Origin of the sequence: Flavobacterium sp. LHD-80 (genome assembly GCF_030929605.1) — a bacterium.
Taxonomy (GTDB): domain Bacteria; phylum Bacteroidota; class Bacteroidia; order Flavobacteriales; family Flavobacteriaceae; genus Flavobacterium.
In genome coordinates this window covers 1-15,126 of sequence record NZ_JAVFVS010000006.1, presented here as the reverse complement: position 1 = coordinate 15,126, position 15,126 = coordinate 1, and the positions used below count along the sequence as shown (strand labels likewise).

Sequence of the window (15,126 nt, the reverse complement as noted above, 5' to 3'; positions counted from 1 at the left end):
GGTTCTCGTAACTTTGTCAAAGTTTTAAACTTTGACAAAGTTGTTTCAACTTGAAACCTGAAACTTTAAACTTTAAACTTTAAACTAAAATTTCTACTTCTTATCAATCTTAACTGATTTAATAATAGCTTCTAAATCCAGCATTAAATCGCGTTCTTGATTTGATGGTGAATAACAAAAACCTTCAATCACTAAAATCCGATTATGAGTTTCGTCGACAATTGCATAATTAATAAAAGGTCCTGCCATAAAATCGTTTTTCATTTCCCAGCTGCCTTTTGTTTCATACGCTTTTTTTCCGTCTAAAACTGTATTAGTAAAATACGGCGCATAAGCTTCTCCCGTAATCATTCGCGTATTAGGTTCACGACCTTTGATGTAGCCTCCAACAGAATCACGCATTTTAACAATATCTGCAACAACATTTGACTTCTTGAAAGATTTAAGCGGAATCTCATAGACAAGCAAACTTGTATTACCGCTTATAATATTCTTTTTGAGCCAAATAAAATTCTTTTTATGAAGCATGTATTCGTATCCAACGGGAATTTGGAGTTCTAAATGAAATTTGTTTTTGATAATCGCTTGATTGAGTAAGGATTTGCTATTGTCCTGCTGAATTTTTTCAATTTCGGCATCTCGAATAATCTTAATCATTTGTGCCGAATTGAGTTCGATATTGCAAATGATATCATCTACTGATTTTCCGTAAATGCGAAAAGTATTGTGTGGCAACTTTTTGCTTCGAATAATTTCGAACTTATCTGTTGCTGCTTTTTTAACCACAATAATGCTTCGGCTATCGGTAACAAAGCCTTCAAGCAAACGTGCGGGATATTGATTGATGGTAAAAAGAGGCTCTTCTTGAGTCAGCCCCCAAACCGGCGATGCAAATTTATTTCTGATCGTATCGCCAACTTCTCCGTACCAAAGCTGATCATCGATAATAACAGAAATGGTGTTCGTTTTACCAGATACAGGTTGAGACTGCTTTTCGGTTTTTAAACACGAAACCAGTAAAAACGGCAGTATTACCAATAAAAAATGGGTTTTATTCATTTTTTTAATTTATGAAATAAAACCCAAATTTAGATGATTTTTTTATTATCCGTTTATTTTAAGTTTCATTCCGGGTTTTATATCTCCATCTTTAATACCATTCCATTTTTTAATATCTGAAATTGTAACTCCAGGATATTTTTTAGAAATGCTATAAAGTGAATCTCCTTTTTTAACGTAATAATCTTCACTGATTTTTTTAGAAACAGCGCTTTTCTTGAATGAATCTACAGAAGCATTTACTGCTAAAGCTGTATTTACATTTGCAGTTTCTTCAATTACAGGAATTTCTTTAGAAATCACTAATGTTTTTCCTAAACCAATATTGTTCGAAGTAAGACCATTAAGTTCTTTTAACTCCGCAATAGTCATACCGAATTTTCTAGCAACGCTGCCTAAATTGTCTCCAGCCACCACAACATATTCTTGAGACTGACCAGCATTTTTATCTTTATCATCAGCTGAAGCAATTGCTTCTTCTGATTTTTTCTCAACAGCAGGAATTGATTTTGCTTCTTTTGCAATCTTCGCAGGATCAACATCCGACTTAATTTTTAAAGTTCTTCCTAATGCAACATTATTTGATTTTAAATTATTCCATTTTCTTAAATCAGCAATATTGACATCATACTTTTCAGCAATTGCACCTAAATTATCTCCTTTTAGCACTTTATAAAACTGCATATTGGTCTCGATAATTGTCTTATCAGCCTGCGCTTTTATTTTTGGAGTCACTTTCGAAGCCAATTTTGCAGGAATTGTGCGGATTGTAGACTGATAATCTACGTATGCATAAATTTGCTTTTCATTTGAAACGAAAGTTGCAATTTTATCTTTTGGAAGACGTAGACAATGTTGTTCACCTTGATAATAAGGCACAACATTTAATTTATAAGAAGGATTTAAAAGCTGAATTTGAGATTGTGGCATATCAAGCAAATCGGCGATTTGTTTGAAAGTCATTTCCTTTTTAATGTTCAGTGTATCTGTTTCGAAGTTTTTTACAACAGCTCTTTCTGGATTGATTCCGTGTTCTTTATGATATTCAAAAAGATACATTGTTGCATAAAATGCAGGAACATAACCTTGAGTTTCTTTTGGAAGATTACTGTGAATATCCCAGTATTTTGTTTGTCCGCCAGAACGACGAATGGCTTTAGTAACATTTCCAGGTCCTGAATTGTAAGATGCCAACACAAGTTCCCAGTCACCAAAAACTTCAAACATTTTTGTCATGTAATCGCTCGCAGCTGCAGTAGCTTTCATAGGATCACTGCGCTCATCAACATACGAGTCGATTTTTAAAGCGTATTGTTTTCCAGTTCCGTACATGAATTGCCAAAGTCCTGTAGCGCCCATTTTAGAAACTGCTTTAGGATTTAAAGCAGATTCTACAACGGCTAAATATTTTATTTCTAAAGGAACATTGTTTTTTGCGAATGACTCTTCAAAAATTGGAAAGTAATATTCTGACAAAGCCATTAATCGAGAAAACGATTTTTTACGATTCTTAAGAAATGACTTTATTAAGTTTTCTAAACCTTGATTGTACTCTATATTGAACGGCGATTTCTCGTTCATTGCATGTAATCGCTGTTTTAGCAATTCTGTTGGCAATTCTTCATCAACCGTAACATCTGAATTAATAGTCTGAATGTCTTTTGATAAATCATCATAAATATCTAAACTTGTTAGTTCCTTCATCCAAAGACTGTCTGCTTTTGTAGCCATATCATTTTTTTTGAATGTGCTTTTAACCGAATCTAGATACGATAATTTTACTTCTGGCTTTATTTCTATTTCTGATGACGCAGATTGCTGTGCAAACATTGACATTGAACATAGAACTCCGACTATTAAAGATATTTTCCGTACAATCATATAACATTTTTTTAAAATCTTATAAATCAATCCATTATAAGAGATGTATTTTTGCAAAACTAAAAAGTTTAGTGTTTAAAAATACGCAAAAAAATGTTAATTGTGATATTTTAGTCTAAAATTGCTGCAATTCCAGGTAAAACTTTACCCTCAAGCATCTCTAGCATAGCTCCACCACCAGTTGAAACGTAGCTCATTTTATCTTCAAAACCGAATTGTTTAACAGCAGCAACAGAATCTCCTCCTCCTACTAATGAAAACGCTCCATTTTCTGTAGCTTCAGCGATATAATCACCTAAAGCGATAGTTCCTTTTGAGAAAGTTTCCATTTCAAAAACTCCTAAAGGACCATTCCATAAAATAGTTTTAGACTCTAAAATTACTTTTTTGAAGTTTTCTAAAGATTTTGGACCTGCGTCAAGACCTTGCCATCCGTCAGGAATTGCTGTTACATCGACAACCTGAGTATTTGCAGTGTTTGAGAAATCATCTGCGGCAACAACGTCAACTGGAATATGAACTTGAACACCTTTTTCTTTAGCTAATCTTAAAATTTCAAGTGCTAAATCTTGTTTGTCATCTTCGCAGATTGACTCACCAATTTTTCCTCCTTGCGCTTTAACAAAAGTAAAAGTCATACCTCCGCCAATGATCATGTGATCCACTTTATCTAAGATATTTTCGATAACAGTGATTTTTGAAGAAACTTTAGAACCGCCAAGAACAGCCGTTACAGGTTTTTCACTGTTTTTCAATACTTTATTTAAACTATCGATTTCTTTTGCTAATAATGTTCCGAAACATTTTTCAGTTGGAAAAAATTGAGCAATAATTGTAGTCGAAGCGTGCGCTCTGTGTGCAGTACCAAAAGCGTCATTTACATAAATATCGCCAAGTGAAGCTAATTCTTTTGCAAAAGCAACATCTCCAGCTTCTTCTTCAGCGTGAAAACGTAAATTTTCTAATAAAAGCACTTCTCCTGGTTTTAGATCTTTTGCAGCAGTTTGAGCTGGCTCACCAATACAGTTTTCAGCAAATTTCACTTGAACTCCTAAAATTTCAGAAGCCGTTTTTAAAATATGTTTTAATGAGTATTTCTCTTCAGCACCTTTTGGACGTCCTAAATGCGACATTAAAATTACACTTCCGCCTTGCGCTAAAATAGCGTCAATTGTAGGTTTCGCAGCTTCAATACGTGTTGCATCAGTTACATTGAAATTTTCATCTAAAGGGACATTAAAATCAACACGAATAATTGCTTTTTTATTTTTAAAATCGAAATCGTTTAAAGTTTTCATTTGACTAGTTTTTTAATTTTTTTGAAAGAACAACAAATATAGAACTTTTGCAGTACTAATAAATTCGGATAAACTAAAAAATCGATAATTAAAAGAACGAAAACGTTATAATTTCACAAATAAATTGGTTTATTAAATATTAAACACAATTTTAAATGCAGAATTTACATCTACTTTACCAAAAAAAAACCTTTCCTACTTACAGATTAGCAGAAAAGGCAAAAAATGAAACGAATAATTCCTATTTTTTTGAAACTAAATTTTTTGAATATAGCAGATTGCTAAATTCTTTTGAACGGGAAACATAATGGTTTCGAATTCGTTTGTTTCTTCAGTATTTTTTGAAACCAAATAATTTCCTTCGACAATTCCGAAATAAGTTAATAAAGGCGAATAAAATGTAATTCCGATTTTATGTTTTGAAGCATCACTACTATCTGTATTGATGATATCCAGCTGATAATTAATAAATGGAAAATAGCTGTTTCCGAGAACATCTGTTACGCGATGAAAGTTTCCTTTTAGCTGATCAACGTAACCGCTTGCTGCGATTCCGGTAAGAAAATGTAGTTTTTCTGCTTTTTCATTTTCGGACAATAATTCACGAAAAGTATTTTTAGGATTTTCTTCTGAATTAAATTGCTGACTCTGCATTTGATATTCTTTGAAAGTATCTTCAAAAACATATTTATCCCACAAAAAAGTAGAAGAACTGTCAATTACAATTCGGTACGCCAATTTTATCTTTTTGATTTTCATTTCAATTTTATTGCTTCAAAGGCACTTCGATTACTAATAAAATCGCAGTTTCAGACAAAGCTTCCCATTCGATGGTTGAAATTCTTTTCATTCCTAAACCGTCTTTAGCTTCTAAAAGCCGATTTTCGATTTCAAAAGCTCCATTTATAACAAAAGCAAAAACACCATTTTCGGTATTTTTCAAAGTGTAAAAACCTTCTTTTCTTCCATCATAAATTCCGATAAAGCCGAGTGCCTTTTCAATTTCAAATAAAGCATTCATTTTATTATGCGCCGTAATATCAAACTTGTATTGCTGGAAGTAGTTTTTGAAATATTGTCGGCTCATTTGAAAATCGATCTCAAGATAACTAACATTTTCGCCATCGTATGGGTTAAATATTTCAACTTCTAAATCATCATCTGCTGCAATAACCCGAATTTGATCAACGCGCAAAAACTCCTCATTACCAAAATTATCCTTGTACTCAATACCGCCAAATAAAGGCAAAATGATCACATTTGAATTTGAACTTACAATTCGAGTAATACGTTGTTGGGGAGCAAGAATTACTTCGTTTAAAATTTTCAAAGATCCAAAGCCTTTTCGGGATATATCTTGGTAATGTTCAAAATTAAAAGTCGCAAAACGATTATGTTTAGCAGAATTAAACACACCTCTTGCATCTGACTTATAAATTTGAGCTGGAATTTGAACTATCATTATAATCGATTTTAAAACTAGCTTGCTACATTAATTGTATGTGTTAAAACAAAACCGTCACTTACACTTCCTGTAACAGTTGACATTTCGTTAGCAACTGAATCTGAGAAAACATTATCAGAGGCATTGTAGGTGTAACCGCTTAATCCTTTTGTATAACCATTAGCCGTCGAAGCATTTACCAAAGCGACCGCGCTGTTTGAACCTTCGGGAAAAGCAATTTGGGTTACTAATAAAGAAGTTCCGCTGGCGTTGTAAATGTGCACGTGAATGTGCGTCGCTCTACCAGAATACCAACCTGGGAAAATTGATGTAAAAGTTACCAATCCATTGTCATCTGTGGTTTGTCTTCCTCTTAAAAAATGAACCGAAGTATAATTTACAGACTGCATTGAAGTGCCACCATATTCAGAATAATAGCCGTCTTTGTCGCAATGCCAAATATCAACGATAGCGCCTTTTAAAGCGGCACAATTGGCTTTTGTGTTTTTAATTGTGATTTTGATTGTAAAGCCTACACCAGTTCTGTCCATTACAATATTAGATTTTACCAAAGATGAAGGCGTAATTGTTGGGAAAGGTCCGGCAGTTTCTGACGGAGATACGGAGCAATCACCAGAAGACGATCCTGAACCAGAAGATGAATCTGTATCTGAAGAATCAGATGCGTCATCTTTACTGCATGAGTTAATAATAGGAATTGCCAAAGATGAAATTCCGATTAAACCCAAACCTCTTAAAAACTCTTTTCTTTTCATTGCTTTTATTTTAAATGTTATACCAGTGGAATGATTAACAGTTATTTTCGAGTAAAATTATTCGAAATTAAAGCGTTGAAAAAAGTTTGAGGTAAACCCTAAAATTTATGAGGTAAACTAGAGAAAAATTATATTTTGTAGTAAAAAAATGGCACACGGATGACACTGATTTAAACCGATGAAACGGATTTTTAAATTTAATCCGTGAAAACCCGTTTAATCCGTTTAATCTGCGGGCAAAATTAAATTTGACATTTTCTTATTTTTGATTTAGAAGTTCAAAAAAAGCTTCTTCGTAACTGGCGCTTATTGGGATTTCGGCCTTTTCGATGAATATTACTTTGTTTCTGATTTTCTCGATTTTTGCAATTGGAACAATAAAAGAGCGATGGACTCGGATAAACTCCGTTTCTGGCAATTTTTGGAGTATTGCTTTTAAAGTCATTCGGGCAACGACGGTTTTTTGATTCTGAATGTGAATCTTCAAATAATCATCTAAACCTTCTATGAAAAGAATGTCCGAAAATAAGATTTTGATCAAACTATAATCGGCTCGAATAAAAAGATGTTGCTGTTCGATGTTTTGGTTTTGAACTTTCCATTGCGAATACGCTTTTTCGGCTGCTTGTTGAAAACGGGAAAGGGAAATAGGTTTTAAAAGATAATCGGTTGCGCTTAAAGTAAAACCTTCAACAGCAAATTCAGAATAAGCCGTTGTAAAAATGACCATCGTTTTGTGTGGCAGTTTTTTGTAAAAATCCAAACCCGAAATCGACGGCATATTGATGTCTAAAAACAATAAGTCAACTGGATATTTTTTAAGATATTTAAAAGCTTCATCAGATTTCGTAAAGACTTTGTCCAGTTCTATGTAATCAATTGTATCACACAAACTCTGAAGAATTTCTAATGCCAATGGCTCATCATCTAACGCAATTGCTTTAATCATTCTAATTTTATAGAAAGGTTTACAACATATTTTTCTAAAGTCTCTTCAATCTTAAGTTGATGTTTATTTGGGTAGACCAATTTCAATCTTTCGATTGTATTTTGAAGCCCGATTCCGGATTCTGATTGCACCGAAAATGTTTTTTTATTGGAAACAAACAACGTCAGCTCTTCTTCTTTGATATCAATATTGATACAAATTTCAGAAGTTTGATCTGGATTTACACCATATTTAAAAGCATTTTCAATGAAAGATATTAAAATCAACGGTGTAATTTGTTTTCCAAAGGTATTTCCTGTGACTTTATAATCAACAATAACGGTGTTTCCCAAACGCGTTTTTTGAAGTGAAATAAAATTATTGATGTAACTGATTTCTTTGGTCAAATCAATGACTTCATCATTTGAATTGGTCATAATATAACGCATCAATTCGGAAAGCTGTACTACGGCATCTGGCGTTTTATCGTCTTTTTTTAGTGCCAATGCATAAATGCTGTTCAAAGTATTGAATAAGAAATGCGGATTTATCTGTGCTTTTAAGAACGCCAATTCTGATTTTACTTTTTCTTTTTCAACACTTTGCAATCTGCCCGTAATTGCAAAAAGCAAACTTGAAATCACTCCGATTAAATAAACCAAAGCGGTGTGACCATATTGGGTTGGCGGACCTCCGACGAAATCAAAAGGTTCTTCTTTTATAAAAGAGGGATGCGGGGGAAAATGTTCTGGAAATAGTCCAGGATTGTGTTCAAAATGTTCTGGAGGATTTCTAAAATCTAAAAAATTTCGTGCTGGATGGTCTAAAGTAGTTGATATCCAAAGAAAAAATAAAAGAAATACAACAATGATGGAATAGTAGAGAAACTTCTTTTCGGAAAAATAGAACTTCGGAATTAAATAATAATAGTTAAAGTAGAAAAAACAAAGAAGTGTGAAATAGATGAAAAAGTAAATACGATCATGCGCGTTTGTGTATAAATGCGGCAACGAAAAAATAGTATTTGTCGATGTGAAGGCATACGGCAAAAAAAGAAAAGCGAGGCACAGAACTATATGTTTCGCATAAAGTGAAAATTTTGCTTTCATAAATCAAATTTGATTTATCATTTTGACGATGCAAACTGATACTATTCAAATTTAATGTTATTGCTAGTTTATTTCAAATTATTGCGGTAAAAACACATAATGTTGCGACTCGCTTTATAAGTAAGGCTTATTTTGCCCTTGAAATGGTTTTGTTTTTTATTAATCGTGAACCGGACTCTGCGTACAAGGACAGTTACTGATAGACTGCAAGAAATCAAAACCTATGGTTACTACGTGAGTACCTGTATTGTAGTTTCCTAAATCGTTGAACATAACTTGGTACGAATATCCAAAGTAAAATCTAGATTTCATAAAACCAGCCATTGGTCCAACAGATAATGGTTTTGGAAACTGGTCATTTAACATACGATATGAAACTCCAATCCAATAATAATCTTCGTAACGGTTGTAACGTCTGTATTTGAAGTTAAAATCGGTTGTTGAACGTTTATCGCTGGCAAAATATTGAAAGTAAACAGATGGTTCATATTCAATACGTCTATTTTCTCCGTCGTTGAAAACATAACCTGTATAAACTTGATAGTTAGAAAGCAAGTTTGGCTCTACTCCACGGTATTTATCGACATTTTTCTTTAAAACGTTATTTGCATTGAAACTCAAATAGAAGTTTTTATAACGGTACAATGCACTAATATCAAAGTTATTATTTGCCGTGTAACGATTGTCTGTTACTGATGGATCAAGAATTGGGTGCTCAATAGTATTATTAAATTCATCAATATCAATTCTGAAACTGTTGAAGTTATATGAAATACCAAAAGACAGATACATTTTAGCATAGTAATCCAAAATCAAATGATGCGCAAAAGAAACCTTGGCACCGGTTTGTCTAGTATATCCGTTTTTATCATTATAAAGCGAGATTCCAACACCTGAACGATCCAAGATTCTAAAATCAGCATACAAAGACTGGTTTTCAGGCGCGTCTTTAATTCCGACCCACTGCGTTAAACCATTTGCTCTAATACGAAAGTTATCTCCAACACCGGCATAGGCAGGTGAAAGTACAAAAGGGTTATCAGCTAAATACTGGGTAAACACTGGTAGGTTTAACTCTTGGCTGTAACTTGTTGTTACAGCCATGAGTACTAGGGATAAAATAAACTTTTTCATTGTAATAAATTTTTTAGATAACATCATTGGGGCTATAATTTTGTTATCTGTATAATGTGAAATGTCCAACAAACTCTCTTGCATCTTTCTCGTCATTTAGTTTAAGAACATACCAGTAATCACCTGAAGGCAATTCTTCTCCATTGTATCTTCCGTCCCATTTTTGACCATAGTGATATTTAGCAATTACACGACCGTATCTATCGAAGATTGAGAATTCAAGGTTGTTGTAAATATTAGTACAACCAGGTCCCCAAGTATCATAAACACCATCTCCGTTAGGAGTGAAGTAATTGTCTAAACAAACATCAACATAAATCGCTGGCACTGTAATAGTAGCTGTACAGCCATTTTGATCTCTAACTACTACTACATAATCTCCAGATTTGTAGATTTTGTATGTGTTAGAAGATGTAAATGGTTCTCCGTTGAAACTATACTCATAAGCCGGAGCTCCACCAGAACCTGTTACTGAGATTACGTTCATCTCAGGTTTTCCTGCAGATAAAGCAATTGCTAGTGGATTGTATGCTTTAATATTAAAACTTACCGTTGGAACTTCACATCCGTTAGTATGTCTAGCCGTTATGTAGTGGTTACCAGGAGCAATATTTGTAAAGATATTACTTGGTTGGTAAGTTGCTGATCCGTCAAGTGCATAATCCACATCTGCTAGATTAGTATTACTGCTATCAACAGTAACCGTAACCATGTTTGCTTGTGCATTATTAACACAGTCGTATGATATTTCAGCTGTTGGACTAAGTTTCACTGCTTTATCCATCGCCACTTCAACTAAAGTAAGACAACTTTGATCTTTAATAAACACATTGTGGACTCCACCTTTCAGATTACTGAATGTGTGCTGTGTACCGTTAACAGGAGCATATGTTCCATTTTCATTATCAAGACTGATAGTATATGGTGGTCTACCTCCAGAAATTTCAACAGTGAATGATCCGTCTTTATCTCCGTCACAGATTTCCTGAATAATAGGTCCGACAACTTTAGCACCTAAAACATTAGGTTCTTTAATTTCAAGATCTAAAAGTTGGAAACATGAATTTTCATCTTGAACCAATACTTGATATTTCCCAGGAGCTAGACGATCAAATAAGAATTTATCATCGAACATTCCTAAGTTTGGCGAAATAGCATATTTAATTACACCAGTACCTCCAGTTGCAGCAATTGAAATTTTACCGTCATTAGCACCAAAACAAGTTGCATCTGTAACTGTTGGAATAACAGACAATGCGGTTGTAGGCTCATTAATAGTAATTGAAGCAGAATTATATTGACAATCTCCACTATCTACACGCACTACGTAAACTCCTTGAGGAAGTAAATCAAAGTAACCTGTTGGCTGAGCTGGTCTCACTAATACTCCATTACCATCAAACAATGTGTATACATAGTTTGCCAAGCCACCAATAGCTTCAGCATCTATAGCTGCCGTTGAACTTCCTTTACAGTAAACAACTGCATTGGTTAAATCCAATTTCAAGTCTAATGGTGTTAATGGGTCAATTTTAACATTGTTAGAAATAGAACTTATACAACCTTTTGAATCTCTTACGAAATACTGGTGATCTCCAAGTCCAACACTAAATGTCGCAGGTAATGTACCTAATACAGTTGTAAAATTCTTATCAGAACTATATTGGTAAGGACCTGTTCCTCCTACTGCACTTAATGTTAATGTCGCATCTGTTTTACAAGTAATTCCAGTTGTTAATTCTAAAGTTGGAACAACTTCCACTGGCTCGTCAATTGTAACTTCTGCCGTAGTTCCTGAACAGTTTAGCTTATCGATTACTGTTACAGAATACTTACCTGCTGCTAATCCAGTAAATACTGGAGAATCTTGCGGCGTAGTTGAAATAACAGGAGTAGCTGATAACATATTTAAAATGTAAGCATAATTACTTCCCTGACCTCCAACTGGAGTTGATACTGTAATAACACCTGTATTATCACCATGACATACTATAGAATTTGCTGTAGCAGTAACTGTAGCAGTTATTGGTGTTGGGTTGTTTAATGTTACAGTTGTAGTAGCAATACATCCTCCAACGTCTTGTACGTTTAATATGTAAGTTCCAGCTGTTAAATTAGCGAACTCAAATTGATCTGTAAATCCTGTGCTAACTCCTACTAATTCGTATTTATAAGCACCTGCCCATCCACCTTCAGCTGAAATAATAATTCTTCCATCATTACCAGGATTACAAGAAATCAAGTCATGAATTTCAGATATTTTCAACACTGATACTGGTTGCTGAATTGAAAAGTTTGTTTCAACTTGACAGAATGTTGGACTCGGCAATGTTGCAACCGCTTTATAGTTACCAGCAACTAATCCGTTGATTGTTGCTTTACCTGAAGCATCGCTTGTACCGTTAGCAACTGGATTTCCTAACGCATCTGTTATAACGTATGTAAACACACCTGCGTCATTTGTTGGAACCGGTAAATTATCTACCAATACTAAATCAAGACTTCCATCAGCTGCGCCATAACATTTAACATTTGAAACATTATCAGCATTTAAATTAAATGTATTTGGATCATTAACAAAGTGATCTAATTGAATTATACATCCTGTAGCAGGATTTTTTACAGAAATTAAATAGAATCCAATTGGTAAATTCTTGAATTCACCGTTTGCGTTCGTTTCATTAAATACTGTTCCGTTAACACCTGAAAGTGTATATTCTAATGGAATTGTAAATACAACACCATTTTCATCTTGAACTGTAACTGCAATATCCTCATTAGTAGCACAAGTAATTGGAGTCACAGCTACGTCAATCTTATACATACGCGTATATGGTAGAACTATAGCTTCAAGAGATGTACCTATACATCCGTTTTCATCGGATACATTTACTGTATATTTTCCACCTAAGAAGTCACTTTCTGTATAAACTGAATCTAGTCCACTTTGAACAGAAACTCCATCTCTGAAGAATTCATAACTATATACTCCTGTACCTCCTGTAGGCATCGCTACAGAAACTTGCGCATAGTCAGTTTTATTACCAGTTGCACAACCGTAAGGAGCTATTGTTGGCGTAGGCACTGCAATAGTTTGCGGTGTATCAACAAAAATAGTCTTATCTACCGGACATCCTTTTCCAGAAGTTACAGTAACTGTATAGCTTCCAGTAGGAAGGTTCTTGAATACATTACCAACTAAAACCATTCCGATAGGAGAAGGACTAATTGAATATGTATAAACTGGATTATTATTCACAGTAGTTGTTGTAGCCGCCATGTTTACAGTAATAGTTCCATTGCTTTCTCCAAAACAAAGTACTTTACTAGGAGTTAAAGTAAAATCAATAACTTGATTTGGCGCATCAATAACAACTGGAAGAGTTTTAGTACAATTTCCGTCTTGAACGTAGAATGTATAGCTTCCAGGTGCTAAGTTACCAAACACATTTGCTGTAGCTCCTGTAACATAAGTAATTCCATCAATGCTGTATTGGTAGTTACCTGTGCCACCAGTAGCATGTAGTGTAACAACACCATCGCTAGCTAAACATGTTGGAGTTGTTGTAAGATCAAATGACATTTGTAATGGCTCTAAGATCTTCACAGAGCTAGTTACTGTACATTTATTAGCATCTCTAACATAAACTGTATAATCACCAGTTGTTTTAACTGTAAATACATTATTGTTTAACTGCCAAGTATTTCCATCTAAACTATATTCCAAATCTGTTGTAAATCCAGACGCTGTAACTGTAATAGTATAAGTATTTGCAGTACTTGGACATTGATCAGCTACTACGCTAGCAATAACCGGCATTGGATCTGTAATAATTGTTATTGGAGTAGAAGTTTCACAACCATGTGAATCTTTTGCCCAAAGTACCCATGTAAATGCTTTGTCTAAAACTGCAGTATCTACCACATCATAAACTTTTGGGTCACCAGCTTTAACAAATGCATACATATATCCTGGTGAACCATCAAAAGCAGTTGCTTTTATTTCTGCACCAGCATTACAATTTGCATGTTTGTTAGTCGCATAACTTACTCCTAATGCAGCAGGCTCTGGAACCACAAATGATAAACTAGCCACACAATCTGTTGTAGCATCTTTTACATCAATTTTATAAGTACCAGCAACCAAGTTTTTCAACTCAAATGTATCTGTTCCAACTTGAGTAACTGTTCCAACTCCAGAAACTCCTGTAATTGTATGATTAAATCCTGTTTGGAAACCTGAAACTTTAAACGTTACAGTACCATTAGCATCATTTTTACATGCAACTCCTGTAAATTCGCCAGTTACGGCAATATTTACAACATCTGGAATATTTACAAATTCATCATAAGCACATCCGTTGCTGTCTGTAACCCTGAAAGTATAGTCTCCAGGAAGCAGGTTCGGGAAGCTTGCCGCAACTGAAGAATCAGCTGTATTGATCGGCCCGAAATTCGCAACCGGTGTCGCAGTATTTGTCGAAATGATCTCGAAAGTCAATTGTCCAACCCCGTTTGTAGCTCTAACCGATACCGTGCTCTTATCCTCGCCCGGTTTGCAAGTAATTGCTGTTGGCGTGAAGTCCAAGTCAGTTGGCTTGTTCAATGGGTCAATATTGATCGTCTGATCACCTGTCTCACATCCATTGGCATCTTTAACGCTATAAGTTACAGTCTGGACTGTTCCAGGAATACTGTTAACAGTATACGTGTTGGTAGTCGTATAACCTAAATGATTGAAATTATAATAATAGCCTCCACCTGCTAAAGGCGTACCGTCATGTCCAACCACTGTGATTACTGTAGCAACGCTACAAGTAGTATTAATTGGCAATGGATCAACAGTAGCTGTCAATATAACAGGCTCGGTAATAATTGTTGTAGTTACAGCAGAAATACAACCTTTGGCATCTGTTACTGTAATCTCGTAAGTACCTGCCCTCAAGCCTGAAAACACATTATTTCCTGCCTGAACAACTGCCGGCAATGCTGTTGGCAATGTTCTCGTTACAGTATATGTAAACGGCTCTAGGCCTGCAGCAGCATCAACATTGATCTGCATTGTAGCTGTTCCGCCAGCACACAGGATAGGCTGGGTAACCGGAGTCGCCGCAATTGTCGTAGGCAATGGTGCATTCACTTTTACAGGATTCGATACAGCCGTACAGATTGCGGCGTTGCTGTCTGTAGTAACGAAATAGTAGTCTCCGGCCGCAGCAACGCTTGCCGTGAAGGCTGCGCCTGCATAAGGACCGCCTACAGCAGTACCTCCAGGATAAACCCCTGAGTACATCTGAGTAGACAAGGTTCCTATTCCGTCTGTTATTTTCACATCGATCGTTGCATCAAGCGGTGCTGTACAGTAAAGGTCTTTTGTCAAGGCCGCAACTGACTGCATCTGTTTCTCGATTGTATAGCTCACTGTAGCCGTACAGCCGTTGTTGTCTCTGACTCCTAGAATATAAGTTCCTGGAGCTGTAAGCGTAGCTGTCGATGT

Annotated in this window: 10 protein-coding genes; all 10 read right to left on the bottom strand. The window is 35.0% G+C overall.

The features are described 5' to 3' along the window. Positions 1 to 93: 93 nt before the first annotated feature. Positions 94 to 1,059, bottom strand: coding sequence for a DUF4837 family protein (locus RB619_RS10800; RefSeq protein ID WP_308097240.1), 966 nt, complete (start codon positions 1,057 to 1,059; stop codon positions 94 to 96). A gap of 45 nt (positions 1,060 to 1,104) precedes the next feature. Further along, positions 1,105 to 2,940 carry a LysM peptidoglycan-binding domain-containing protein gene (locus RB619_RS10795; protein WP_308097238.1) on the bottom strand — a complete coding sequence of 612 codons (1,836 nt, stop codon included), beginning with the start codon at positions 2,938 to 2,940 and terminating at the stop codon, positions 1,105 to 1,107. A 110-nt stretch (positions 2,941 to 3,050) separates the two neighbouring features. Further along, positions 3,051 to 4,238 carry a phosphoglycerate kinase gene (pgk, locus tag RB619_RS10790; RefSeq protein ID WP_308097236.1) on the bottom strand — a complete coding sequence of 396 codons (1,188 nt, stop codon included), beginning with the start codon at positions 4,236 to 4,238 and terminating at the stop codon, positions 3,051 to 3,053. A gap of 255 nt (positions 4,239 to 4,493) precedes the next feature. Then, entirely contained in the window at positions 4,494 to 4,997 is a 504-nt protein-coding gene (locus tag RB619_RS10785) for a hypothetical protein (RefSeq protein WP_308097234.1), read from the bottom strand. A 7-nt stretch (positions 4,998 to 5,004) separates the two neighbouring features. Next, positions 5,005 to 5,700 (bottom strand): hypothetical protein, encoded by a 696-nt coding sequence (locus tag RB619_RS10780; protein WP_308097232.1) that lies wholly within the window; start codon positions 5,698 to 5,700, stop codon positions 5,005 to 5,007. A 17-nt stretch (positions 5,701 to 5,717) separates the two neighbouring features. Beyond that, the gene (locus RB619_RS10775; RefSeq protein WP_308097230.1) at positions 5,718 to 6,458 is read right to left on the bottom strand and encodes an intradiol ring-cleavage dioxygenase; all 741 of its coding nucleotides are present in this window, start codon (positions 6,456 to 6,458) and stop codon (positions 5,718 to 5,720) included. A gap of 259 nt (positions 6,459 to 6,717) precedes the next feature. Then, positions 6,718 to 7,407 carry a LytTR family DNA-binding domain-containing protein gene (locus RB619_RS10770; RefSeq protein WP_308097228.1) on the bottom strand — a complete coding sequence of 230 codons (690 nt, stop codon included), beginning with the start codon at positions 7,405 to 7,407 and terminating at the stop codon, positions 6,718 to 6,720. After that, positions 7,404 to 8,495, bottom strand: a complete 1,092-nt coding sequence (locus tag RB619_RS10765; protein WP_308097226.1) for a sensor histidine kinase — start codon at positions 8,493 to 8,495, stop codon at positions 7,404 to 7,406. Before RB619_RS10765 ends, RB619_RS10770 begins: the two co-directional genes overlap by 4 nt. Positions 8,496 to 8,654: 159 nt before the next feature. Continuing rightward, on the bottom strand, positions 8,655 to 9,629 hold the full coding sequence (locus RB619_RS10760; protein WP_308097224.1) for a type IX secretion system membrane protein PorP/SprF: 975 nt from the start codon (positions 9,627 to 9,629) through the stop codon (positions 8,655 to 8,657). 43 nt (positions 9,630 to 9,672) lie between these two features. Beyond that, the coding region (locus RB619_RS10755) for a T9SS type B sorting domain-containing protein (RefSeq protein ID WP_308097221.1) at positions 9,673 to 15,126 on the bottom strand (5,454 nt) is incomplete at its 5' end.

Bases quoted from the DNA above. Each gene is read 5' to 3' on its own strand.
- RB619_RS10800 (WP_308097240.1), bottom strand. From the start codon at position 1,059: ATGAATAAAACCCATTTTTTATTGGTAATACTGCCGTTTTTACTGGTT.
- RB619_RS10795 (WP_308097238.1), bottom strand. From the start codon at position 2,940: ATGATTGTACGGAAAATATCTTTAATAGTCGGAGTTCTATGTTCAATG.
- pgk (WP_308097236.1), bottom strand. From the start codon at position 4,238: ATGAAAACTTTAAACGATTTCGATTTTAAAAATAAAAAAGCAATTATT.
- RB619_RS10785 (WP_308097234.1), bottom strand. From the start codon at position 4,997: ATGAAAATCAAAAAGATAAAATTGGCGTACCGAATTGTAATTGACAGT.
- RB619_RS10780 (WP_308097232.1), bottom strand. From the start codon at position 5,700: ATGATAGTTCAAATTCCAGCTCAAATTTATAAGTCAGATGCAAGAGGT.
- RB619_RS10775 (WP_308097230.1), bottom strand. From the start codon at position 6,458: ATGAAAAGAAAAGAGTTTTTAAGAGGTTTGGGTTTAATCGGAATTTCA.
- RB619_RS10770 (WP_308097228.1), bottom strand. From the start codon at position 7,407: ATGATTAAAGCAATTGCGTTAGATGATGAGCCATTGGCATTAGAAATT.
- RB619_RS10765 (WP_308097226.1), bottom strand. From the start codon at position 8,495: ATGAAAGCAAAATTTTCACTTTATGCGAAACATATAGTTCTGTGCCTC.
- RB619_RS10760 (WP_308097224.1), bottom strand. From the start codon at position 9,629: ATGAAAAAGTTTATTTTATCCCTAGTACTCATGGCTGTAACAACAAGT.